General features: G+C 74.4%; 17 protein-coding genes. 7 read left to right on the top strand and 10 right to left on the bottom strand.

Annotated elements, in window-relative coordinates; all coding sequences use genetic code 11:
- Positions 1-91: 91 nt before the first annotated feature.
- The gene (locus tag GA0070562_RS09185; RefSeq protein WP_091418601.1) at positions 92-1,027 is read right to left on the bottom strand and encodes a hypothetical protein; all 936 of its coding nucleotides are present in this window, start codon (positions 1,025-1,027) and stop codon (positions 92-94) included.
- Positions 1,028-1,126: 99 nt separating this feature from the next.
- On the opposite strand from GA0070562_RS09185, the gene cofD reads away from it, so the two are divergent.
- Both cofD and GA0070562_RS09175 read left to right on the top strand, forming a co-directional pair.
- Complete coding sequence (gene cofD, locus GA0070562_RS09180; protein ID WP_091420161.1) at positions 1,127-2,074, top strand: 2-phospho-L-lactate transferase; 948 nt, start codon at positions 1,127-1,129, stop codon at positions 2,072-2,074.
- The gene (locus tag GA0070562_RS09175) at positions 2,071-3,156 is read left to right on the top strand and encodes a coenzyme F420-0:L-glutamate ligase (protein WP_091418598.1); all 1,086 of its coding nucleotides are present in this window, start codon (positions 2,071-2,073) and stop codon (positions 3,154-3,156) included. The genes cofD and GA0070562_RS09175 overlap by 4 nt, the downstream gene beginning before the upstream one ends.
- A gap of 18 nt (positions 3,157-3,174) precedes the next feature.
- Here GA0070562_RS09175 and GA0070562_RS09170 read toward each other — a convergent pair whose 3' ends face one another.
- Positions 3,175-4,164 (bottom strand): ArsR/SmtB family transcription factor, encoded by a 990-nt coding sequence (locus GA0070562_RS09170; protein ID WP_091418596.1) that lies wholly within the window; start codon positions 4,162-4,164, stop codon positions 3,175-3,177.
- 245 nt (positions 4,165-4,409) lie between these two features.
- Positions 4,410-5,453 carry a hypothetical protein gene (locus GA0070562_RS09165; protein WP_091418593.1) on the bottom strand — a complete coding sequence of 348 codons (1,044 nt, stop codon included), beginning with the start codon at positions 5,451-5,453 and terminating at the stop codon, positions 4,410-4,412.
- Positions 5,454-5,492: 39 nt separating this feature from the next.
- Here GA0070562_RS09165 and GA0070562_RS09160 point away from each other — a divergent pair, with 39 nt between their 5' ends.
- A complete protein-coding gene (locus tag GA0070562_RS09160) occupies positions 5,493-6,062 on the top strand; it encodes an NUDIX hydrolase (protein WP_091418590.1) in 570 nt (189 codons plus the stop codon).
- Between the two features lie 55 nt (positions 6,063-6,117).
- Here GA0070562_RS09160 and GA0070562_RS09155 read toward each other — a convergent pair whose 3' ends face one another.
- Both GA0070562_RS09155 and GA0070562_RS09150 read right to left on the bottom strand, forming a co-directional pair.
- Positions 6,118-7,209 (bottom strand): mannose-1-phosphate guanylyltransferase, encoded by a 1,092-nt coding sequence (locus tag GA0070562_RS09155; protein WP_091418588.1) that lies wholly within the window; start codon positions 7,207-7,209, stop codon positions 6,118-6,120.
- Between the two features lie 64 nt (positions 7,210-7,273).
- Positions 7,274-8,419 (bottom strand): glycosyltransferase family 4 protein, encoded by a 1,146-nt coding sequence (locus tag GA0070562_RS09150; protein WP_091418585.1) that lies wholly within the window; start codon positions 8,417-8,419, stop codon positions 7,274-7,276.
- Between the two features lie 150 nt (positions 8,420-8,569).
- Here GA0070562_RS09150 and GA0070562_RS09145 point away from each other — a divergent pair, with 150 nt between their 5' ends.
- Entirely contained in the window at positions 8,570-9,259 is a 690-nt protein-coding gene (locus GA0070562_RS09145) for a TIGR03089 family protein (RefSeq protein ID WP_091418582.1), read from the top strand.
- An 89-nt stretch (positions 9,260-9,348) separates the two neighbouring features.
- Here GA0070562_RS09145 and GA0070562_RS09140 read toward each other — a convergent pair whose 3' ends face one another.
- Together GA0070562_RS09140 and GA0070562_RS09135 are read right to left on the bottom strand one after the other, a co-directional pair.
- Positions 9,349-11,340: an acetoacetate--CoA ligase gene (locus GA0070562_RS09140; protein WP_091418580.1), complete on the bottom strand. Its 1,992-nt coding sequence runs from the start codon at positions 11,338-11,340 to the stop codon at positions 9,349-9,351.
- A 153-nt stretch (positions 11,341-11,493) separates the two neighbouring features.
- The gene (locus GA0070562_RS09135) at positions 11,494-12,009 is read right to left on the bottom strand and encodes an acyl-CoA thioesterase (RefSeq protein ID WP_091418577.1); all 516 of its coding nucleotides are present in this window, start codon (positions 12,007-12,009) and stop codon (positions 11,494-11,496) included.
- Between the two features lie 23 nt (positions 12,010-12,032).
- Here GA0070562_RS09135 and GA0070562_RS09130 point away from each other — a divergent pair, with 23 nt between their 5' ends.
- The gene (locus GA0070562_RS09130; protein WP_091418575.1) at positions 12,033-12,689 is read left to right on the top strand and encodes a hypothetical protein; all 657 of its coding nucleotides are present in this window, start codon (positions 12,033-12,035) and stop codon (positions 12,687-12,689) included.
- Positions 12,690-12,741: 52 nt separating this feature from the next.
- On the opposite strand, the gene GA0070562_RS09125 is transcribed toward GA0070562_RS09130, so the two are convergent.
- Positions 12,742-13,905: an acyl-CoA dehydrogenase family protein gene (locus tag GA0070562_RS09125; RefSeq protein WP_091418572.1), complete on the bottom strand. Its 1,164-nt coding sequence runs from the start codon at positions 13,903-13,905 to the stop codon at positions 12,742-12,744.
- 247 nt (positions 13,906-14,152) lie between these two features.
- Here GA0070562_RS09125 and GA0070562_RS09120 point away from each other — a divergent pair, with 247 nt between their 5' ends.
- A complete protein-coding gene (locus tag GA0070562_RS09120; RefSeq protein WP_091418570.1) occupies positions 14,153-15,580 on the top strand; it encodes a UDP-glucose dehydrogenase family protein in 1,428 nt (475 codons plus the stop codon).
- Between the two features lie 162 nt (positions 15,581-15,742).
- Positions 15,743-20,656 (top strand): SCO7613 C-terminal domain-containing membrane protein, encoded by a 4,914-nt coding sequence (locus GA0070562_RS09115; RefSeq protein WP_091418568.1) that lies wholly within the window; start codon positions 15,743-15,745, stop codon positions 20,654-20,656.
- 385 nt (positions 20,657-21,041) lie between these two features.
- On the opposite strand, the gene purE is transcribed toward GA0070562_RS09115, so the two are convergent.
- On the bottom strand, positions 21,042-21,533 hold the full coding sequence (purE, locus tag GA0070562_RS09110) for a 5-(carboxyamino)imidazole ribonucleotide mutase (RefSeq protein ID WP_091418565.1): 492 nt from the start codon (positions 21,531-21,533) through the stop codon (positions 21,042-21,044).
- Positions 21,533-22,690, bottom strand: a complete 1,158-nt coding sequence (locus tag GA0070562_RS09105) for a 5-(carboxyamino)imidazole ribonucleotide synthase (RefSeq protein ID WP_091418562.1) — start codon at positions 22,688-22,690, stop codon at positions 21,533-21,535. Before GA0070562_RS09105 ends, purE begins: the two co-directional genes overlap by 1 nt.
- Positions 22,691-22,752: the final 62 nt, after the last annotated feature.

Below are 22,752 nucleotides of genomic sequence, written 5' to 3'. Positions count from 1 at the left end.
CCGGGCAACGGGACGGCTCCGGTGGCCTGCCGCACAGCGGCGGGCCGAGGTGGCGGCGGGCGACGGTGAGGCGTCGCCCGCCGCGCGGATCTCAGCGGGGCTGGTTCGGGTCCTCGCGGTCGAACCGCTGGGTGCGCTCGTCGTCGGCGGCGGGCGACGGCGCACCCGGCTCGGCGGACTGGCGCGGGATCGCCTGCGTCGGGTCGGCCGACGGCGGCTGGCCGAACGGCGGCGCGGGCTGCGGCGAGCCGTACTGCGGCGGCTGCTGCGGACCGGCGTACGGCGAGCCGGACTGCGGGTCGGCGGACGGCGGGCCGGACTGCGGCGCGTGCGGCGGGGCGGTGTTGAACGGGGGCGCCGACTGCGGCTGGCCGTACGGGCCGGGCTGCTGCGGCCAGCCGGGCGGCGGCGAGCCGGCCTGCGGGTAGCCCTGGCCGGGCTGCTGCGGGTAGCCGCCCGGACCGGGGTAGCCGCCGGGCTGACCCGGCTGCTGCGGCCAGCCGGGCTGGGCCTGGCCGTACACGCCGGGCTGCGGCTTGGGCTTCGGCACGTAGTAGAGCGTGCGCCAGATCTTGAACACCACGAACGCGGCGACCGCGAAGATGGCCAGCCAGGCCGCGCGGGTGAGCAGACCGAGGAACGCGTCCAGCACCTCACCGTCGGCGAGCCGGCCGACCAGCCAGATCAGGAACGTCAGCGCGCCGAACACGGCGGACACGGCGTACTCGACCAGCGCCACCTGGGTGATCAGCTTGGCCTTCGGCACGACCGGGAGGATCACGGTGGCGATCAGGACCGCGAGCAGCGGCAGGACCGTCGACTCCAGGCCGATGAAGGTGAAATACGTGCTCCCGGCCCGGCCGCTGGCCGTGCTGTAGTCGTCGACCGGCAGCAGGCGCACCAGGCCGACGAAGAGCAGCACGGCGTTGGCGCCGAGAAGGACGAGCGCGGCCAGTTCGCGCAACGGCTTGATCAACTGGCTGGCCTGCGTGGCGTCGCCGGACGCGGGCTCGGCGGGGCTGGTCACGGACTCCCCCAGGGGACGAAAGCGGACAGTTGCCGAAGTGAGCGTAGTCTCTCCGGCCACCGGACGATCGACGGCGGCGCGTGCGGAAGGATGGACGCCATGCGCATCGTGGTACTGACCGGCGGCATCGGGGGCGCCCGTTTCCTGCTCGGCGTGCGGGCGTACGCCCGCGAGGTGGGCGCCGAGGTGACCGCCGTGGTCAACGTCGGCGACGATCTGCTGCTGCACGGGCTGAAGGTCTGCCCCGACCTGGACAGCGTGCTCTACACGCTCGGCGGCGGCGCCGACCCGGAGCGTGGCTGGGGCCGCGCGGGCGAGACCTGGACGGTGAAGAACGAGCTGGCCGCGTACGGCGCGGAGCCGAGCTGGTTCGGCCTGGGCGACAAGGACATCGCCACCCACCTGGTGCGCACCCAGATGATCGACGCAGGCTACCCGCTGTCCCAGGTCACCGAGGCGCTGGCGGCCCGCTGGCAGCCGGGCGTACGGCTGCTGCCCGCCACCGACGACCGCCTGGAGACCCATGCCGTCGTCTCCGACGACCAGGGCCGGCGGGCGATCCACTTCCAGGAGTGGTGGGTTCGCCATCGGGCGGACGTGCCCACCGACCGGTTCGTCTTCGTCGGCGCCGACGCGGCGAAGCCCGCGCCCGGCGTGGTCGAGGCGATCGCCGCCGCGGACGTGGTGCTGATCGCGCCGAGCAACCCGGTGGTGAGCATCGCCCCGGTGCTGGCGGTGCCCGGTCTGCGCGACGCAGTGAGCGGCGGCCCGGCCCCGGTGATCGGGGTGTCTCCGATCATCGGCGGCGCGCCGGTACGCGGCATGGCCGACCGCTGCCTCGCCGTGCTCGGCGTGGAGTGCAGCGCGGCCGGCGTGGGCGGCCTCTACGGCGCCCGGCCGGCGGGCGGGCTGCTCGACGGCTGGCTGGTCGCGCCGGAGGACGAGGGCACTGTGGTGCCGGACGTGACGGTCCGCGCGGCGCCGCTGCGGATGACCGACGATGCGGCGACCGCCGCGATGGTGCGCGCCGCGCTGGAGTTGATGTGAGGCTGGAGATCCTGCCGGTGCCGGGCATCGGCGACGTGACCGAGGGCGACGACCTGGCGGCGCTGATCACCGGCGCGGCGCCCTGGCTGCGCGACCACGACGTGCTCGTGGTCACCAGCAAGATCGTGTCGAAGGCGGAGGGCCGGCTGGTCGACGTGCCGGCCGACGGCCCGGAACGGCTCGCCGAGCGGGACCGCATCCTGGCCGGGGAGACCGCCCGGGTGGTGGCGACCCGGGGCGCGACCCGGATCGTGCAGACCCACCACGGGTTCGTGATGGCCTCCGCCGGCATCGACGCCTCGAACGTCGACAAGACCCGGCTGGTGCTGCTGCCGGTCGACCCGGACGCCTCCGCGCGGGAGCTGCGTGCCGCGTTGCGCGACCGGTACGGCCTCGACGTCGCCGTGATCGTCAGCGACACCATGGGCCGCCCCTGGCGCAACGGGCTCACCGATGTGGCGCTCGGGGTGGCCGGCATGCCGGCGATCCGCGACCACCGGGGCGAGGTCGACCCGTACGGCAACGAGCTGTTCGTCACCCAGATGGCGGTGGTCGACGAGCTCGCCGCCGCCGGTGAGCTGATCAAGGGCAAGTGCGACCAGGTGCCGGTCGCGGTGATCCGGGGTTACCTCGCCGCGACCCGGGACGACGACGAGGGCGCCGGGGCGCTCGTCCGCGACGCGTCGATGGACCTGTTCTCGCTCGGTACGGCCGAGGCGCGCGCCGCCGGTCTGCGGGCCGCGGCGACGCTGCCGGACCGGACCGGCACCGAGGCCGCCGACCCGGTCGCGGTGCGGCGGGCGATCGACGCGGTCGGCGACGTGGTCGCCCCGGGCACTCGGTTCACCCACGTCACCGACGACGAGGCACGCGCCGGACTCGCCGCCACGGTGCCCGGCTGGCCCGCCTCGGCCACCGGCCTGCTGCTCGGCGCGGCGCCCACCCCGGTCGACCCGGCGGACCTGGTCCGGTTCGGCGCGGACCTGCAACGCCTGCGCGCCGCGCTGGCCGCGGAGGGGATCGACTCGACGCTGCTTCCGCCCCCGTCCGGCAGCGCCGCGAGCGCCACGCTGGCGCTCTGACCCGGCGGGCGGCGGATGTCAGGCGTCGAGGACGGCCCGGCCCAGCGGGGTGAGCGTGTGCAGGACGGTGTTGCGGTCACGCTGGCTGACCAGCAGCCCCGCGTTGCGCAGCACGGTGGTGTGCTGGCTGGCCGCGGCGGCGGAGATGCGCAGCCGGCGTGCCATCTCGCCGGTGGTGCAGCCCTCGTCCGCGGCCTGGAGCACCCGGGAGCGGGTGCGGCCGAGCAGGGCGGCGAGCGCCTCGCCCTGCGGTGACACGGCGGCGCCGGACGCGGGCGTCAGGCCGGCCAGCCGGTCGACCGGGTAGACCAGCACCGGGGGCAGGGTCGGGTCGACGAGCGCCACCGGGGTACGCGAGCAGAAGAACGACGGCACGAGCAGCAGCCCGCGGCCGTCCAGGTGCAGTTCCCGGGTGTCCGGATAGTCGAGCACCTCCAGCACGCCCGAGACCCAGCGCATGTTCGGCCGCAGGCTGGCCAGCAGCCCCTCGGCGCCGCCGTCGAGCATCGCGCGGGCACGCCGGGCGCGGTCCGCCTCGACCGCCGCCTGCACCCGGGACCAGTACGGCGTGACCGCCAGCGACTGGTAGCGCGCCATGGCGTCGGTGAGATGGTGCAGCGTCTCCGGCTCGCCACGGGCGAGCGAGGTGGCCGACGACGGCAGCGTGGTCTCCCCGGCGAGCAGCCTCAGGTCGCGGCGCAGCATGTCCACAGAGGTGCCCCGGACCGCGTCCAGCCCGGCCTGGAAGCCCTCCCGGCTGGCGAACGGGGTGAGGAAGTCGGGGAAGTAGCCGCGCGGCGGGTTGAGCGCGAGCAGCAGGCGGTACTGCTCGGCGTCGGTGTCGGTCCGCAGGCCGTGCGCCACTGTGCGTCGCCACGTGGTCATCATCGGGTCCCGGCTGCGCCCTTGGAGCAGGTGCAGGCTGAGGACCAGCTCCCAGAGCGGGTCCGCGGCCGGGGCGACCCGGGTCCGCAGGACGTCCTCGCCCGAGAAAATGATCTTCAACATGGGTTGCTGCTCCCGTGCGGACGGCGGGGGTGCCCGCCACACCTCGCACTGTACCCGTCGGTACTAATCTCCATCTTTAAGCGTCAGGTGAAAAACCTCGACGCTGGGCGGGCGCGTTGGGCAAACTCTCTGTTGCCCGCCGACGCCGGGGCGCAACGTTGACCCGGACGCCGGCTGACGGGCGTGGCCGGGTGGCACCACGAGGGTCTGCGACATCAGTCGCAGGGGTGCCGCCCGGCCCTCGCTCATCCGATCCAGAGCGCCACCCGATGGTCCTCGTCGGTGACGTAGTAGCAGCGTCCCGCCAGCTCGGCCAGCCCCTCCACGTGATGGAACGGCGCCAGCTCCGCGACCACCTCCGCGGCCACCAGCGCGCTTCCACCCGCGTCGTGCCGGAACCGCACGTGCCGGGAGGTCACCTCGCCGCCGTGCGGGTGGTCGTCCAGCAGCACCGAGCCCTTGCCCAGCGCGTCGATCGACCCGGTCACCGCCGCGTAGCCGCCGTCGCCCGTCGGGCTGATCGCGCGGAAGCCGGCCAGCCTACCGGGCGGCGTCACCCCGCTCAGCGCGTACGCCCCGAGCGCCCGCAGGTCACCCGGCCGCTCCGGGTCGTCGAACATCTCCGGCACGCCGGCCAGCTCGACGTAGACCGGCTCCCCCTCGGCGGTCACCGGGAAACGCAGACCGAGCAGCGCCGTACCGGCCGGGGTGAACGCCGCCGCCTCGACGTTGATCGGCAGGTCGTCCGCGGCCAGCCGGGTCACCCAGCTCTTGGCGCGGGCGGTGCCCCGGGCCAGCGTCTCCACGATGAACCGCTCCCGGACCCGGTCACCGGGCGGCAGCAGCGTCAGCGGAGCGGCGGCGAGCGCGTCGTTCACCGCCCGGTGCAGCCGGAAGCGGTTGCGCACCACGCGTACCGGCAGCGGACCGGCCACGGCGTCGTCCTCCCGGAACCGGGCCACGAACGCGCGCCGGGGCCGCAGCGGGCCGCCCTTGGACCCGAAGTGCGAGCCGAAGACGTACACCCAGCCGTCGTGGTGGGCCAGCGCCTCGCCGTCCTCGGTGCGGCCGTTCTCCCGTCCGGCGTCGGCGGGCACGTGGTGCGCCACCCACTCGCCGTCGTCGCGTTCCAGCAGCAGCGCCAGGCACTGCTCGACCGGCCCCTCGTCCAGCACCGTCCAGAAGCCGCGGCGCGCGCCGTGCGCCCGCAGCAACGCGGCCGACCGCACCGGCAGGAGGTCGCTCGCCTCGTTGCCGGCCACCAGGAACTCGACGAGTCGCAGGGTCACCGCGCCAGGGTACGGAGGCGGCGCTCGTAGAGTGTCCGGGTGCCTGATCTCATCCCGTACACCGAGTTGCACGCCGACGCCGTCGCGACGCTGAGCCGCTGGACGGCGACCAGCCCCGCCGCCGACGCCGCCCGGGACCGGACCCTGGCGCTGCTGGCCGACGGACCGGTGGCGATGAGCCGGACGCACCGGGCCGGGCACGTCACGGCGAGCGCGCTGGTGCTCGACCCGGACGGCCGGGTGCTGCTCTGCCTGCACGGCAAGATCCGCAGGTGGGTGCAGCTCGGCGGGCACTGCGAGCCCGGCGACCGGACGCTCGTGGCCGCCGCGCTGCGCGAGGCCACCGAGGAGTCCGGCATCACCGGCCTGACCGTCGAGCCGGACCCGATCGACGTGGACATCCATCAGGTCGCCTGCCAGGGCGGGTCGTTCCACTACGACGTCCGGTACGCCGTCCTGGCCCCGGCCGGGGCGATCGAGCGGGTCAGCGCGGAGTCCGAGGCGCTCGGCTGGTTCCCGCCGGACCGGCTGCCCGAGCCGCTCGCCCACGCCACCGCTCAGCTCGTGCCGCCGGCGCTCGCGGTGCTGGCCCGCCACGCCGGCGGCTGAGCGACGGCACCGCGACGCGCCGCCGGAGGCGTCCACACTCCGGCGGCCCGGCGGGTCAGACCAGGCCCTCCTCGCCGCGTTCCTTCAGCTCGTCCACGATCTTCTTCACGTCCTGCGCGCGGTCGCGGGGGCAGACCAGCAGCGCGTCCGGGGTGTCCACGACGATCAGGTCGTGCACCCCGACGGTCGCCACCAGCCGCCCGGAGTGCGGCACCACCACGGTGCCGGTGGTGTCGTGCAGCAGCACGCCCGGCTTCGCGTCCCCGCCCAGCACCACGTTGCCGGCGCCGTCGGCGGGCAGCACCTCGCCGAGCGTGTGGAAGTCGCCCACGTCGTTCCAGCCGAAGTCGCCGGGCACCGTACCCACCCGGCCGGCCGTCGCCGCGCCCTCCATCACCGCGTAGTCGACCGAGATCCGGGGCAGCGTCGGCCAGATCCGGCCGAGCAGGTCGTCCTGCTCCGGCGTGCCCCAGGCCGCCGCGATGGCGGTGATCCCGGCGTGCAGCTCCGGCTGCTGGCGGGCCAGCTCGGACAGGAAGACGTCCACCCGCCAGACGAACATGCTGGCGTTCCAGAGGTGCCGGCCGGAGCGGACGTACACCTCGGCCACCTCCGCGGCCGGCTTCTCCTTGAACTCGCGGACCGGGCGCAGCGGGCCGTCCCCCACCGGGTCGCCGGTCTCCAGGTAGCCGTAGCCGGTCTCCGGGCGCGTCGGGGTGATGCCCACCGTCATCAGCAGTCCCTGCTCCGCGCCCCGGATGGCCTGGCGTACCACCTCGGCCAGCCGGGCCGGGTCGCCGATCAGGTGGTCGGCGGCGAACGAGCCCATCACCGCGTCCGGGGTCCGGGCGGCGATCACCGCGGCGGCCAGCGCGATCGCGGCGCAGGAGTCCCGCGGCGACGGCTCGACCAGGATGTTCTCCTCCGGCAGGCCGGCCAGTTGCCGAGCCACCGCCGCGGCGTGCGCGGCCCCGGTGACCACGAGCGTGCGCTCCGGAGTGGTCAACGGCGACAACCGGTCGACAGTGGCCTGCAACAGCGAGGCGGGGGTGCCGGTCAGCGGGTGGAGGAATTTGGGGTGGCCGGCACGGGACAACGGCCACAACCTCGTGCCGCTGCCGCCCGCCGGGATGACGGCGTAGAACATCAGCACATCATGCCCGAAGCGGGCGAGCCGTCACGGTCGGTCGCCCGGGACCGGCAACCGGCGCTCAGGACCGGGCCCGCCGCCACGCCGCGATGTGGACCTCCGCGCTGGACTCCCAGGTGAACTCCTTGGCCCGGTCGAATCCCGCCTTGGCCAGGGACAGCCGCCGCTGCTCGTCGTCCAGCAGGGCGCCGAGGTCGGTGGCGATCTGGTCCGGGTCCTCGCTGGTGTAGGCCACCGCGTCGCCGCCCACCTCGGGCAGGGACAGGCGCGGCGTGGTGAGCACCGGGGCGGCGCACGCCATCGCCTCCAGGATCGGCAGGCCGAAGCCCTCGCCGTAGGACGGGTAGGCGGCCACCAGCGCGCCGCCGAGGAAGCCGGGCAGGTCGGCGTAGCGCAGGTAACCCGGGCGCAGCAGCCGCAGGTGCGACGGGACCTCGGCCACCGCGCGGTCGATGTCGTCGTCGTGGCCCTGGCCGCCGGCCACCACCAGCGCGGGCGGGTTCGGCCGGTCGGCCACCGCCCGGGCCCAGCCGCGGATCAGGTTGGGTACGTTCTTGCGCGGCTCCTTGGCCCCGAGGAACGCGATGTAGCTGCTGTCGCCGAGACCCAGGCGGGCCCGGACGCGCGCCTTCTCCTCGTCGCCCGGCGCGTGGAACGCGTCCTGGTCGACGCCGTGGTAGGCGACGTCGATCCGGGTCGGGTCGGCGTCCAGGAGCCGGATCAGCTCGTCCCGGGTGGCCTTGCTCGGCACGATCACCCGGCCGGCCCGGCGCAGCGACGTCTTGATCGCGCTGCGGAAGAACGTCCGGCGCGACTTGTCGTAGTGCTCCGGCTCGGTGAAGAACGTCGCGTCGTGCACGGTGACCGTCACCGGGCACCCGGCCCGCAGCGGGCAGGTGTAGAACGGTGAGTGCAGCACCTCGGCGCCGACCTGCTGGGCCAGCAGCGGCAGGCCGGTCTGCTCCCAGGCCAGTCGCGCCGGCCGGTGCGCCACCGCCGCCGGGGCCGGGATCACCTCGGCGCCGGGCAGCATCCGGGTGTAGCGCTCCAGGTCGGTGCGGAGGCTCACCACGGCCAGGTCGACGCCGGTGCCGCAGACCCGGCCCAACGCGCCGAGCAGTCCGTCGACGTATCTACCGACGCCGCCACGGTCGGCGGGGACACTCGTGGCGTCGATGAGAACGCGGGGCGGGCGACCGGCGGTCACGGGGCGACTCCTCAGGTGGCGCAGTTGTGGGGAAGAACACTCTCGGCAAGCCTACGCCGGGCCGGGCGCGAGGCGCTGACCGCGACCCGACGGTACGCCGACTTGTCGTTGTCATCGAGTACGCGCGCGGGGCGCGTATCGTTCGCGCCGATGGCCGACAACATTGCCCGGGTGTTCGCCGACGCGATCGCGCCCGACCCCACCCGACCGCTGCTGACCTGGTACGACGACGCCACCGGCGAACGCACCGAACTCTCCGGGGCGACGCTCGCGAACTGGGTGGCGAAGACCGCGAACCTGCTCGCCGACGAGGCGGGCGCCGCGCCCGGCGACGCGGCCGGGGTGCTGCTGCCGCCGCACTGGCAGACCGCCGCCGTGCTGCTCGGCTGCTGGTCGGCGAAGCTGACGGTAGTCGACACGGCGGGCCCGGTGGAGGCGCTGTTCGTGGCCGTCGACCGGGTGGACGAGGCAGCCGGGTGGCCGGCCGGCGAGCGGTACGCGCTGGCGCTCGACCCGTTCGCGCTCCCGATGCGGCAGGTGCCGGCGGGCTGCACGGACTTCGTCTCCGCGGTACGCGGGCACGGCGACCATTTCACGCCGGACCCGTCCGGCGGGGAGGCGGACGCGGCGCTGCTGGCCCGGGCGGCGGCCCGCGCCACCGAGCTGGGCCTGACTCGGGGCGACCGCCTCCTGGTCGACGTGACCGCTCACCCCGACCCGGTCGACTGGCTGCTCACCCCGCTCACGGCGGGAGCCAGCGTGGTCGCGTGCGCCCACCCCGACCCGACCCGCCTGCCCTCCCGCGTCGAAACCGAGAAGACCACCCACGCCCTGGCCTGAGTCGCCGCCCTCCCCCTCCCCGTCGATCTTGCAGTTTCCGCCCTCGACGCGGGGGATTCGCCCCTTTCGCCGGGGCGGAAAGTGCAAGATCAGCGAGGGGGGACAGGGCTGTCGGCGGTGGCCCGGCGCTGGGCCAGGGCGGCGAACGCCGTCAGGGACTCGGGGTTGGCCAGGGCGCCCTTGGCCGCCGCGCTGTCCACCGGGGTGCCCGTCAGGATCTTCTTGACCGGCACCTCCAGCTTCTTCGCGCTCAGCGTGCGCGGCACGGCCCGGACCTGGTGGATCTCGTCCGGCACGTGCCGCGGCGACAGGGCGGTACGCAGCTCACGGCAGATCTTGCGCCGCATCTCGTCGTCGAGTTCCAGGCCCTCGGCGAGCACCACGAACAGCAGCAGCTCACCCGCACCGCCCTCGTCGTCCTCCAGGTGCACGACCACCGAGTCGACCACCTCGTCCAGGCCCTCGACCACCGAGTAGAACTCGGCGGTGCCGAGGCGTACGCCGCCCCGGTTGAGCGTGGCGTCGGACCGGCCGGTGATCACGCACCCGCCGCGCTCGTTGACGGTGATCCAGTCACCGTGCCGCCACACCCCGGGATAGACCTCGAAGTACGCCTCCCGGTAGCGGGCACCGTCCGGGTCGTTCCAGAACCCGACCGGCATGCTCGGCATCGGCTCGGTGATCACCAGCTCGCCGAGCTGCCCGATCACGGCGCTGCCGTCGGCGGAGCGGGCCTCCACCTTCGCGCCGAGCGCCCGGCAGGCGATCTCCCCGGCGTACACCGGCAGTAGCGGCACGCCGCCGACGAACCCGGTGCACACGTCCGTGCCGCCGGACAGCGACTGGAGCTGGAGGCGGTCGCTGACGTTCTCGTACACCCAGGTGAAGCCCTCGGCCGGCAGCGGCGCGCCGGTCGAGCCGAGGCCGCGCACCGCGGACAGGTCGGCGATCTCGCGCGGCACCAGGCCGGCCTTGCGGCAGGCCAGCAGGAACGGTGCGGAGGTGCCGAAGTACGTGGTGCCGGTGTCGGCGGCCAGCCGCCACAGCGCGCCCAGGTCGGGGTGGCCCGGGTTGCCGTCGAACAGCACGATCGCCGCGCCCACCGCCGGGCCGGAGACCAGGAAGTTCCACATCATCCAGCCGGTCGTGGTGAACCACAGGAACCGGTCGGACGGACCCAGGTCGTGGTGCAGCGCCAGCATCTTGAGGTGTTCCAGCAGGATGCCGCCGTGGCCGTGCACGATCGGCTTGGGCAGGCCGGTGGTGCCGGAGGAGTAGAGCACGTAGAGCGGGTGGTCGAAGGCGACCGGAGTGAAGGCCAGCGGCTCGTCGGTGTCCGCCGCCAGCTCCGCCCACGGCAGCGCGCCGTCGGGGGCCGGGCCGTCCGGATCGAGGTACGCGATGGCCACGGTGTGCCGCAGCGACGGCAGCGCGGCCCGGATCGCGGCCACTTCGGCGCGCCGGTCGACCGGCTTGTCGCCGTACCGGTAGCCGTCGACGGCGACCAGCACCGTCGGCTCGATCTGCTGCCAGCGGTCGGTGACGCTGCGGGTGCCGAACTCGGGCGCGCAGGAGGAGAAGATCGCGCCGAGGCTGGCGGTGGCGAGCAGCAGGACGTACGTCTCGGGGATGTTCGGCGCGTACGCGGCCACCCGGTCGCCCGGCCCCACGCCGAGGCGGCGCAGCCCGGCCGCCACCCGGCGGACCCGCTCGCGCAGCCCGGCCGCGGTGAGCGTCTCCGGCGCGCGGGTCTGCCCGTGTGCGATCACCGCCGGGTCGTCGTCGCCCAGCCCCGGCATCCGCAGCACGTTCTCGGCGTAGTTGAGCGTCGCGCCGGGGAACCAGCGGGTGCCGGGCATGGCCCGGCCGGTGAGGGTGGCGCTCGGCGGGGTGTGTGCGACGACGTCGAACCAGTCCCAGATCGAGCGCCAGAACGCGTCCAGGTCGGTCACCGACCACTGCCACAGCGCGTCGTAGTCGGCGAACTCCAGCCCGCGGTGCTCGGCCAGCCAGCGCAGGTAGTCACCGATCCGGGACCGCTCCCGCACGTCCACCGGCGGCGTCCACAGCACGTCAGCCACTGTTCCACCCTCCCCTGGGCCCGCCACGACGGTGTGCCGGAGCCGTGGCGCCATCTTGCCCTACCTCGTGCCGCCATTGTCCGCGCCGGGTGCGCCGTACGGGGCGTGCCCCGCCCACACCCCGCACCCCGGGCCGGTGTGGGCGGGCACCGGTCAGCCGGCCCGGTGGGCCTGGATCGCGCGGCGCCGGGCGAGCCGGTGCGCGCGCCGGATCTCGGCCTCCCGGAAGCGGCGCTCGTCCTCCGGCGTCTCGGGCAGCACCGGGCGGACCGGACGGGGCGAGCCGCCCACGTCGACGCCCACGAAGACCAGGTACGCGGTGGCGACCCGCACCGGCTCCTCCTCGGCCGAGTCCCAGCGCTCGGCGACCACCCGCACCCCGACCTCCATCGAGGTCTGGCCGGTCCAGTTGATCTGGGCGTGCGCGTGCACGAGATCGCCCACCCGGACCGGCTCGGAGAAGACGATCTCGTCGATGGAGGCGGTCACGGCGGTGCCGCCGCTGTGCCGCGCCGCCGCCGCTCCGGCAACGTCGTCCACGAATTTCATCAGTACCCCACCGTGCACGGTCCCGTACAGATTGACATCGACCGCGGTCATGATGCGACTGAGCGTGACGCGGGAGTACGAGGTCGGCTTACCCGGCGGGACCGCGGGATGATCTGTCATGCCGAAAACGGTACGGTGCGCGGATGCGACATCTCTGGAGCTTCCTCGCCGGGTTGGCGGTGGCGCCCGTCACCTGGGTGCTCGTCACTCTCGGTCAGGACGGATCTGAGCGGACCGTCGACCGCTGGGTGGAGATCGGGACGTACAGCACGCCGAACCTGATCGAGCCGGCCGTCTATCTGGGCGTCGCCGGCATCCTGCTCGGCCTGCTCGGCACGTTGCGCTTCTCGCCGTTCGGCCCGCTGGTGGCCGGCCTGCTGCTCGCGGTCCCGTACCTCGGGCTGTTCGTCGCGCCGTTCAGCGTGCGGGACCGGGTGCCGGACGACCTGAAGCTGCTCGGTGACCCGTTGCCGCTGCGCGACCCGCTCGACAACGGCACGCTGTTCCTCATCGGCGTGCTGCTGCTGATGGCCGTGTTCAGCACGAGCCGCTGGCGGCGTCCCGCCACACCCCCGCCGGCCGAGGCGGAGCTGACCCCGGCCGTCACACCGGTGGAGCACAAGCCGACGCTCACCGACTGGCCCCCGACACCGGCGGCGAAGGACCCCGACACGCCGCCGCTCACGCTCGCGTACCCCGAGACCCCCACCGAACCCCTGCCCCGCCGCACCGGCAGCGAGTCGCCGTGGTCCGCGCCCCCGCGCGGCGCGGGCCGGCCGGAGGGCACCGAGAGCCGTTGAACGAGCGCGGGCGGGCAGGTGTCACCTGCCCGCCCGCCCGAACGCCCTGCGGTCAGCCCTTGAGCAGCTGGCGCGCCATCACGATGCGCTGGACCTGGTTGGTGCCCTCGTAGATCTGGGTGATCTTGGCGTCCCGCATCATCCGCTCGACCGGGTAGTCGCGGGTGTAGCCGTAGCCGCCGAGCAGCTGGACCGCGTCCGTGGTGATGTCCATGGCGGCGTCCGAGGCGAAGCACTTCGCGGCCGCGCCGAAGTAGGTCAGGTCCGCGTCGCCGCGCTCGGACTTGCCGGCGGCGGCGTACGTGAGCTGCCGCGCCGCCTCCAGCTTCATGCCCATGTCGGCGAGCATGAACTGGATGCCCTGGAAGTCGGCGACCGCCTTGCCGAACTGCTTGCGCTCCTGGACGTAACCCTTGGCGTAGTCCAGCGCGCCCTGGGCGATGCCGACCGCCTGGGCGGCGATGGTGACCCGGGTGTGGTCCAGCGTCTTCATGGCGGTGGCGAAGCCGGTGCCCTCGGCGCCGATCATGCGGTCGACCGGGATCCGGACGTTGTCGAAGTAGACCTCGCGGGTGGGCGAGCCCTTGATGCCGAGCTTCTTCTCCGGGGCGCCGAAGCTGACGCCCGGGTCGGACTTCTCCACCACGAACGCGGAGATGCCCTTCGACCGGGCTGTGGGATCGGTCACGGCGAACACGGTGTAGTACTCGGAGACGCCCGCGTTGGTGATCCACCGCTTCACGCCGTTGAGCACCCAGTGGTCTCCGTCACGTACCGCCTTGGTCGTCATCGAGGCGGCGTCGCTGCCCGCCTCCGGCTCGGAGAGGCAGTAGGAGAACATGCCCTCCCCGGCCGCGACCGGGGTGAGGTACTTGCGCTTCAGCTCCTCGGAACCGGCCAGCAGCAGCGGCATGGTGCCCAGCTTGTTCACCGCCGGGATCAGCGAGGACGACGCGCAGGCCCGGGCCACCTCCTCGATCACGATGGCCGTGGCCAGCGCGTCCGCGCCGGCGCCGCCGTACTCGACCGGGATGTGCGGGGCGTGGAAGTCGGCCGCGCGCAGAGCCTCGTAGGAGGCCTTGGGGAACTCACCTGTCTCATCCGCCTCGGCGGCGTGCGGAGCCACCTTGGCCGCACAGACCTCACGGACCGCCTCCCGGATCGCCTCGTGCTCCTCCGGCAACCGGTAGACGTCGAACGACTGCTCTGCGGCCATGTCGGCCCTCCCCTTTCACCGCTATCATGCGCAGTCTGTGCCGCCCAGGGGCCGACGACTGCCGCAAACTGAAGGATAGCCACCGGCCCCGGCCGAACCTTACCGGCGGGTAGGCTCGCGCCCGAGCCTCGACCGCCCGACCCCATTACCCTCACAGCAGACATCCAGTTCCCTCGGTGCCCGGCCTCGGCGCCCCAGCAGAATGCGACGCGTGGAAGCGCCGCCAGTGCGAGCGGAGAAGACAGGCGTGACGATTCCGTACCCGAACACCCAGCCGATGCCCGCCATCGCCGCGGTGACCCCGCCGTCCGGCGCCGCCCGCCCGCGGGTGACGTTCCTCGGCACCGGCTACCTCGGTGCGACCTACGCCATCTGCTACGCGGAGCTGGGTTACGAGGTGCTCGGCTTCGACGTGGACGCGGACAAGATCGCCAAGCTCAACGCGGGCGAGGTGCCGATCCACGAGCCGGGCCTCGACGAGCTGCTGCGGCGCAACCTGGCCGCCGGCCGGCTGCGGTTCAGCACCGACATGCAGGAGACCGCCGACTTCGGCGACGTCCACTTCATCTGCGTCGGGACCCCGCAGCGGGCCGACGGGATGGGCGCCGACCTGTCGTACGTCGAGGCATCGGTGACCAGCCTCGCCCAGCACCTGACCCGCAAGGCGCTGATCGTCGGGAAGTCCACCGTGCCGGTGGGCACCGCCGAGTGGGTGGAGCAGCTCGTCGGCAAGCACACCCCGACCGACCTCGGCGTCGAGGTGGCGTGGAGCCCCGAGTTCCTCCAGGAGGGCTTCGCCGTCGACGACGTGCTGCGTCCGAACCGGATCGTGGTCGGCGTCAAGAGCGAGTGGGCCAACGGCATGCTCTTCGCCGCCCACAAAGGCGTCTTCGACCTCGCCGCCACCGAGGACCGCGAGGTGCCGCTGGTGGTCACCGACTTCGCCACCGCCGAGCTGGTCAAGGTCGCCGCGAACGCGTTCCTCGCCACCAAGATCTCCTTCATCAACGCGATGGCCGAGGTCTGCGAGGCGGCCGGCGGCGACGTCACCCAGCTCGCCCGCTCGATCGGCTACGACCCGCGCATCGGCAACCGCTTCCTCCAGGCCGGGCTGGGCTTCGGCGGCGCCTGCCTGCCCAAGGACATCCGCGCCTTCCAGGCCCGGGCGCAGGAGCTGGGTGCCGGTGAGGCGCTGCGCTTCCTGCACGAGGTCGACCTGATCAACCAGCGCCGCCGCAGCCGCGTCGTGCAGCTCGCCGCCGAACTGCTCGGCCGCCGCTCCGGCCCGGCCGGACCGGACCTGTCCGGCACCCGGGTCGCGGTGCTCGGCGCCACCTTCAAACCCAACACCGACGACGTACGCGACGCGCCGGCGCTCGCGGTCGCCTCGCTGCTCGGCAAGGCCGGCGCCGACGTGCACGTCTTCGACCCGCAGGGGATCGAGAACGCGCGCCGGGCGGTGCCCGAGCTGACGTACGCGGAGAGCATGAACGACGCCGTCCGCGGCGCCGACCTGGTCTGTGTGCTCACCGAGTGGGCCGAGTTCCGCAACGCCGACCCGGTCGCCCTGGGCGAGCTGGCGAACGGCCGCAAGGTGGTCGACGGGCGCAACTGCCTCGACTCGACACTGTGGACGCAGGCCGGCTGGGAGTACCGCGGCATGGGCCGCCCCTGACCCGCTGACCGTGCGGACCGGCCGCCGGGGAACGTCTCCCCGGCGGCCGGTCCGTTTTTGTTGTCCGGAACGCGGCGGCAACTGTCGAAATCCCGGCCCACTCAAGGCATGCTGCCTCTGGGAGGTCCACAGTGCGGGGGCACGGGCGGACGGGAGACTGTCGTGGAGAGCTTCAGGTGCGCCTCGTGCGGGCAGGACATCAAGCCCGCCGTCGTCTGCCCGCAGTGCGGCGCGCACCAGCCCCAGTGGGCCGAGCACCTGGCCGACATCGAGCGCTCGATCGCCGAGATGAAGGCCCGCGACGCCGAGATCGCCCGGGAACAGCGGCAGATCGCCGCCAAGATGCAGGCCGCCCTCTTCCAGCGGGACATACTGGCGCACGCCGGTGAGGAGCGGATCCGGCAGGCCACCCGGCCGCGACGGGTACTGCGCCGCCGGCCCGGCCGCCGCCCGCCCACCGCCGCTACCGGCGCACCGCCCCGCGTGCCCCGCCAGGGCACTCCGCCGCCCGGCCCTCCGGAGGACCTGCCCCCGTCGCCGCCGCGCGGTCGCCCGCGCTGGCTCGACGCGGACGACCCGGAGCACCCGCCCGAGGCGTCCTCGCGCGAGGTGCAGAACATCCCGCTCGGGCTGGGCGCGCTCCTGCTCGGCGTCGCCGCTGTGGTCTTCGCCGCGGTCGCCACCAGTTCGATGGACGCGCTGGCCCGCCTCGGCGTGCTGCTGGTGGCGACGGCGCTGATGCTGCTCGCCCCGCCGGTGCTGGCCCGGCGCGGGCTCACCTCCACCGCCGAGACCATCGCCGCTGTCGGGTTGCTGCTGGTGCCGCTGGCCGGGTACGCGCTCTGGGCCGTGGACCGGATCGGCGGCGGCTCGTCGGGCGCCGCCTTCGCCGGGACGATCTTCCTGGTCACCACGCTGGTCGCTCTCGGGTACGCGTACGGGACCGGTCTGCGCGCGCCACGCTTCGCCACCGTGCTGGCCGCCCAGCCGGTGCTGCCCCTGCTGGCGTACGAGCGGATCACCGGGCCGGTCGGCTGGGCGCTGGTGCTGACCGTGGTGGCGGTGCTCGACCTGGCACTCGCCCGCTCGGCGGTGGTACGCGAGCGGCCCGTCCGGCGTGACCTGCCCGCCACCGCGCCCCCGCCGTCCGTCCCGCCCCGGCAGCGCGCCGACGACGACCGGCCCGAGTCGGCGCCGGAGGAGGCCGCCGAGGTGCTGGGCGGTGAGACGCCGCCGGGTCCGGCCGCCACCGCCACCGCCCGGCCGGTGCCCTGGCTACCCGAGCTGACCTGGCTGCTGCACGGCGTGGCGGTCGCTGTCGCGCTGGCGTACGCGGTCACCGGCCTGCTGCGCGCCACCACGGTGCCGCCGGCCGCCGCCGCGGGTACGGTGCTGCTGCTCGCCGCCCTGGTCGCGCTGGCCGGGACGCTGGTGCTGCGCCGGCCGCCGCTGCCGGACATCGGCGCCGGCATCCTCACGCTGGCGGTCATCGGCGCGCTCGGGCGGGTCGCCTCGGTGGCCCTGCCGGGCCGGTCCCTGCTGCTCATCTCCGCCGTCATCGCGCTGACCGGGCTCGCCGTCCGGGCCGTACCGGAGACGGCCCGGCGTGGTCCGCAGATCGCCTCCGCGGTGGCGCTCACGGTCAGCGGCCTGGTGGTCGCCGGTGGCGCGCTGCGCGCCGGACTGGCGCCGGTCCGGGCCGCGTTGCCGGCCTGGTCGGCGGATCTGGCCGGATGGCACGCCGAGCTGGCCCGGGCGGTCGGGCCGACCGGCTGGCAGCTGGCGGCCAGCGCGCTGCTGCTGACCGTCGCCGCTGTGATCGCGCTGCCGGCCGAGATCCGGCGCGAGTTCGCGGTGGTCGGCGCGGCGCTCACCGCGCTCGCCGTACCCGCCTCGCTCGGTCTGGGCTGGGCGGCGGCCTGCTGGCCGATGCTGCTGACCGCTGTCGCGATCGGCGTGCTCGGGCTGACCGCACGCACCGAACGGGCCGCGGTGGCGCACGCGGTGACAGCGGCCGGGCTGGGCCTGGTCGGCGCGGGCGCGGCGCTCACGCGCCCGGCGCTCACTGCGGCGGCGCTGACGGTGCTGTTCCTGGCCGGGGCGCTGGTGTCCCTCGCCCCACGGGTCCGGCTCGCCGCCGCCGCGACGGACACGGTCTGCGCCTGGGCCGCGGGGGGCGCGGCGTTCGCCCTGCCCGGCGCCGTCGCCGCGTTCGTGGCGGCCACCGTGCCGACGCCGCCGGTCGCCACACCGGCGAACCTGCGCGAGATCACCGTGCCGATCCTCGCGGCGAGCTTCCTCGCCGTCTGCGTCACGCTCGGCTACGCCGCTCTGGTGCAGGTGGCGCAGCGGCACCTGAGCATGCCGCACGCGCTCGGCACTGTGCTCGGCGCGGTGGCCGTCGCCGCCGCCGCGTTCGGCGCTCCGGGCGCGACCTCGGCCGACGCCTGGGTGGGCAGCCTGCTCCTGGTCGCCGCCGCGCTGCTGGCGCTCGCCCCCCGCATCGACGCCGGGCGCCGGGCCGACATGTCCCTCGACGGGTCCGACCTGGCGCTGGCCGCCACCACCGTGGCGCTCGTCGCCACGCTGGCCCGGATCGCCGCGGTGCTCGCCCCCGGCGGCCAGCTCGTGGTGGCCTCCGCGCTGGTGCTGCTGGTGGCGGTGGCCGCCCGGGCGCTGCCCGAGGAGTGGCGGCGCGGCCCGATCCTCGGCATCGCCGCCGGTGGCACGCTGATCGGCCTGATCGCCGCCTGGAGCGCGTTGCGCGGCGGACTCGGCGTGCTCGCCACCCCCGGCCCGATCTGGGCCGGTGACCTGACCGGCTGGCCGGCCGCGCCGACCGGCGGCTCGACCTGGCAGGCCCCGGTCGCGCTGGCGCTGCTGGCGGTGACAGCGGCCATCCTGCTGCCGCCACCGTGGAAGTACGACGTCTCCGGCCTGGCCGCCGTGCTCGCCACGGTGGGCGCCCCGGCCGCGTTCGACCTGCCCTGGTGGTCCCCGGTGCTGGTCGGCTGCATGGTGGCCACCGTCTACGGCATGGCCGCCGCCGCGTCGGCCGATCCCCGGGCCGCGCTGTCCCGGGCCACGGTGGCCGGGGTGGTGGCGCTGCACGCCGCCGGCGCCGGGCTGGTGCGGCCGTGGACCACAGCGCTGGCGCTGGGCAGCATCGCGCTGATCGGCGCCACGGTGGCCGCCGTGGCCCGGGCGGTCGCGCCGTCGCTCGTCGACGACGTCCGCACCGAGGGCATGCCGCCGCACCTGGTGCAGGTGGGCGGCGCGGGCGCCGGAGCCGCACTGCTCGCGACGCCCGGCGCGGTGGCCGCGCTCGCAGTCGAGTACGACCGCCCACCCCAGGTGGTGCTCACCGCCGCGCTCGCCGCCGCCAGCATCGGTCTGGCCGCGATCGCGGCGGTACGCCGGCAGGTGCCGCAGTATCTCCCGTACGCCAGCGTCGCGGTGGTCGGCGCGGCCACCGTCACCGCCGCCGCGGCGCTCGCGGTCGGCCTGCCGGCGGGCGTGTTCGCTGCCGCCGCCGCGCTGCTCGGTGTGCTCGCCGAACTGGTACGGGCCGCCACCGTCCCGCCCGCCGGTTCGGGTCGGCCGGTACGCCGCTGGACCGTGCTGCTCAACGGCGCGCTGCGGCGTGCCCCGGACGACCCCGAGCTGCGTTGGCGGGTCAGCCCGGCCGCCGGTGCGCTCGCCGCCGCGGCGCTGCCCACCGCGCTGGCACTGGCCACCCTGGCGCCGTCGCTCGTGGTGGCGCTGTTCTCGCCGTTCGCGGTGCTGAGCCGGGTGTGGCAGGGACCGCCACCGGAATTGCTGACCCCGCCGCCAGAGGCGGTCAACCCCACGCACGTGCTCACCGCGCTGCTGCTGACAGTGACCGCGGCGTTCGCCGCCACCGGGTTCAGCGGCGGGCGCCGGTCCCGGGCGGTGCCGGTGATCCTGCCCGGCGCGGCGATCACGCTGCTGATCACGCCGGTGGCGCTCGGCAAGGGCTGGCCGGTGACCGCGCTGGCCGCGCTCGCGGTGTTCACCATCTCGATGCTCGGGCTGGCGCTCACCCCGCCGCCGGCGATCGCCGAGCCGGGCCGATCGATCCGGGTGGCCCGGGTGCTGGTCTTCACGCTCGGTCTGGCCGCGGGTGGCGCCGGGCTCGCCGGCAGCCTCGCCACGAGCGACCTGACCGTGTTCACGCTCGGCGGGGCGGTCGGCGTGGGCGCCGTCGCCGCGCTGTTCGGCACCACCCAGCGCGCCCGCATCCTGGGCTGGTTGTTCGGCTCGGTGATGGCTCAGCTGTTCGTGCTCACGATCGGCCTGAAGTCCGGGCTGGCGGCGGTCTGGTCCGCGTTCGGGGTGCTCGCGGTCGGTGCGGCGTTGCAGGTGTTCGCCGCCACGCTGCCCCGGCTGCGCCGTCCCGAGGCGTACCGGGAGGCAGCCACCGTCGAGTGGAGCGGCTACGGGGCGGCGCTCATCGCGCTGGCGCTGGCGTACGACTCGCCCCGGCACATCGCCGCGCTGCTGGCCGCCTGGGGCGCGGTCCTCGGGGTGGCGGCCAGCCGTCCGGGACGCCGGCCGATGGAACGCAACCTGCTGTTCTGGGCGGTGGTGGCCTGCGAGATCAGCGCCTGGTGGATCCTGATGCGGGTGGCCGACGTGGCGCTGCCGGAGGCGTACACGCTGCCGTTCGCCGCGCTCGCCCTGCTGGTCGGCGTCCTGCAACTGCGGCACCGGCCCGACCTGTCGAGCTGGGTGGCGTACGGGCCGGCGCTGGTCACCGCGTTCCTGCCCACGCTGGCGATCGTGATCGCCACCGACTCCAGCATGCTGCGCCAGGTGCTGCTGCTGCTCGGCGCCGTGGCGGTGCTGATCTTCGGCTCGACCAGCCGGCAGCAGGCCCCGGTGATCGTCGGGGCGACGGTGACCGCGATCGCGGCCGTGCACGCGCTGTTCAGCCTCGGCCCGTGGCTGGTGCTGATCCCGGTCGGCATCGTGCTGCTGGTGCTCGGCGCGAGCAACGAGCGCCGCCGTCGCGCCCAGGAGCGCCTGCAGACCGCACTACGCGGCATGCGGTGAGCCGGTCGGGCCGGCGCGATGTCCCCAGGGGCTCGGGTTCGCCCACGGTCCGCAGCGCCCCACCCGACCGCGCGCAGTTCAGTCACATTCCGTGTTGGCGGGCCGCACCAGGGGCAGCTCTCCCTTCCGCCTTTGCTCTGCATCCACAGGCGCAACGATCACCCATCGTGACGAGAGCCGTCGCCGCTCCAATGTGCGACATCACCTGAACCACAGGTCGGAGCGCTGCTGCGTCAATGGATGCAGGGCAAAGTCGGCGGAGGGCACAAAGACCCGCCAGCCCGGCCGGTCACTTTGAGTGATCGGCAGCTCTGAATACCCAGAGTGAGCAGACCTCGCCGCCGATCCGGTCGACGGCGGCGGCCGGTGGCGTCGCGCCGGGCGCTCAGGTCAGGGAGGCGCGCAGCGCCGCTTCCTTCTCCGCGACCAGGTCCTCCAGGCTCGCCTGGTAGGCGGCCATCTTCTCGCGCAAGGCCGGATCGGAGGCGCCCAGGATGCGTACCGCGAGCAGACCGGCGTTGCGAGCGTTGCCGATCGACACGGTGGCAACCGGCACGCCGGCCGGCATCTGCACGATGGACAGCAGCGAATCCATGCCGTCCAGGTACTTCAACGGCACCGGGACGCCGATCACCGGCAGCGGGGTGACCGAGGCGACCATGCCGGGCAGGTGAGCCGCTCCGCCCGCGCCCGCGATGATCACCTGGACACCGCGGCCGGCGGCGGTCCGGCCGTACTCGATCATCTTGACCGGGGTGCGGTGCGCCGAGACCACGCCCACCTCGTACGGCACGCCGAACTCGTCGAGCGCCTCGGCGGCGGCCTTCATGACCGGCCAGTCCGAGTCGCTGCCCATGATCAGCCCGACGGTGCTCATCACTGCCCCTCCTGGAGCCGGCGGGCAGCACGCGCGGCCCGGGCCCGTACGTCATCGAGGTCGTTGCCGAGCACTGTGACGTGCCCGATCTTGCGGCCCGGGCGGACCTGCTTGCCGTACAGATGGACCTTGGCACCGGGCTCGTCGGCGAACAGGTGGTGCAGCCGCTCGTCGATCGACATGCCGCCCGGCTCGCCGCCCAGCACGTTCGCCATCACCACTACCGGCGCGGTCAGCGAGGTGTCCCCCATCGGGTAGTCGAGCACCGCCCGCAGGTGCTGCTCGAACTGCGAGGTCCGGGCCCCCTCGATGGTCCAGTGCCCGGAGTTGTGCGGCCGCATCGCCAGCTCGTTGACGACCAGCCCGGACGGCGTGTCGAACAGCTCCACCGCGAGCAGGCCGACCACGCCGAGCGCGGTGGCCAGGTCGATGGCGAGCTGCTGAGCGGCCACGGCCTGCTCCTCGGGCAGGTCGGGCGCGGGCGCGAGCACCTCGACGCAGATCCCGTCGCGCTGCACCGTCTCCACCACCGGGTACGCGGCGACCTGCCCGAACGGCGAGCGGGCCACCTGCACGGCCAGCTCCCGGCGCAGCGCCACCCGTTCCTCCACCAGCAGCGGGGTGCCACCGGCGAGCAGCGTGGCGGCCAGCTCGCCGGCCTGACCGGCGTCGTCGACCATCCAGACGCCGCGGCCGTCGTAGCCGCCCCGGGCGGCCTTGAGCACCACCGGCCAGCCGGTCTCCTCGCCGAAGGCGATCAGATCGGCCGGGGACTCCACCGGGCACCAGGCCGGGTTCGGCGCGCCCAGCTCGCCGAGCCGTTCCCGCATCACCCGCTTGTCCTGCGCGTGCACCAGCGCCTCGGCCGGCGGGAACAGCTTCACGCCCTCGTCGGTCAGGGCGCGGATGTGCTCGTTGGGGACGTGCTCGTGGTCGAAGGTGACCACGTCGCAGCCCTTGGCGAACGTACGCAGCGCGGCCAGGTCGGTGTGGTCGCCGTACTGGACGTCGGCGGCGACGAGCGCGGCGCCGTCGTCCGGGGCGAGCGCCAGCACGCGCAGCGACTGGCCGAGGGCGATGGCGGCCTGGTGGGTCATCCGGGCGAGTTGGCCGCCACCCACCATGCCCACGACGGGGAGACCGGTACGGGAGTCCATAGCGCCGCCAGCCTATAAGGGCCGGTGGCGGGCCGGACCGTGAGGGCGGCCCGGCCCACTCC

The organism is Micromonospora tulbaghiae (assembly GCF_900091605.1).
Taxonomy (GTDB): domain Bacteria; phylum Actinomycetota; class Actinomycetes; order Mycobacteriales; family Micromonosporaceae; genus Micromonospora; species Micromonospora tulbaghiae.
Note: the sequence above shows the minus strand (reverse complement) of the source record. Positions and strands in the feature narration are given on the sequence as shown.

Excerpts from the sequence above, each read along its gene's own strand:
- cofD (WP_091420161.1), top strand. The coding sequence starts at position 1,127 with ATGCGCATCGTGGTACTGACCGGCGGCATCGGGGGCGCCCGTTTCCTG.
- GA0070562_RS09170 (WP_091418596.1), bottom strand. The coding sequence starts at position 4,164 with ATGTTGAAGATCATTTTCTCGGGCGAGGACGTCCTGCGGACCCGGGTC.
- GA0070562_RS09155 (WP_091418588.1), bottom strand. The coding sequence starts at position 7,209 with ATGTTCTACGCCGTCATCCCGGCGGGCGGCAGCGGCACGAGGTTGTGG.
- GA0070562_RS09145 (WP_091418582.1), top strand. The coding sequence starts at position 8,570 with ATGGCCGACAACATTGCCCGGGTGTTCGCCGACGCGATCGCGCCCGAC.
- GA0070562_RS09135 (WP_091418577.1), bottom strand. The coding sequence starts at position 12,009 with ATGACAGATCATCCCGCGGTCCCGCCGGGTAAGCCGACCTCGTACTCC.
- GA0070562_RS09130 (WP_091418575.1), top strand. The coding sequence starts at position 12,033 with ATGCGACATCTCTGGAGCTTCCTCGCCGGGTTGGCGGTGGCGCCCGTC.
- GA0070562_RS09125 (WP_091418572.1), bottom strand. The coding sequence starts at position 13,905 with ATGGCCGCAGAGCAGTCGTTCGACGTCTACCGGTTGCCGGAGGAGCAC.
- purE (WP_091418565.1), bottom strand. The coding sequence starts at position 21,533 with ATGAGCACCGTCGGGCTGATCATGGGCAGCGACTCGGACTGGCCGGTC.
- GA0070562_RS09105 (WP_091418562.1), bottom strand. The coding sequence starts at position 22,690 with ATGGACTCCCGTACCGGTCTCCCCGTCGTGGGCATGGTGGGTGGCGGC.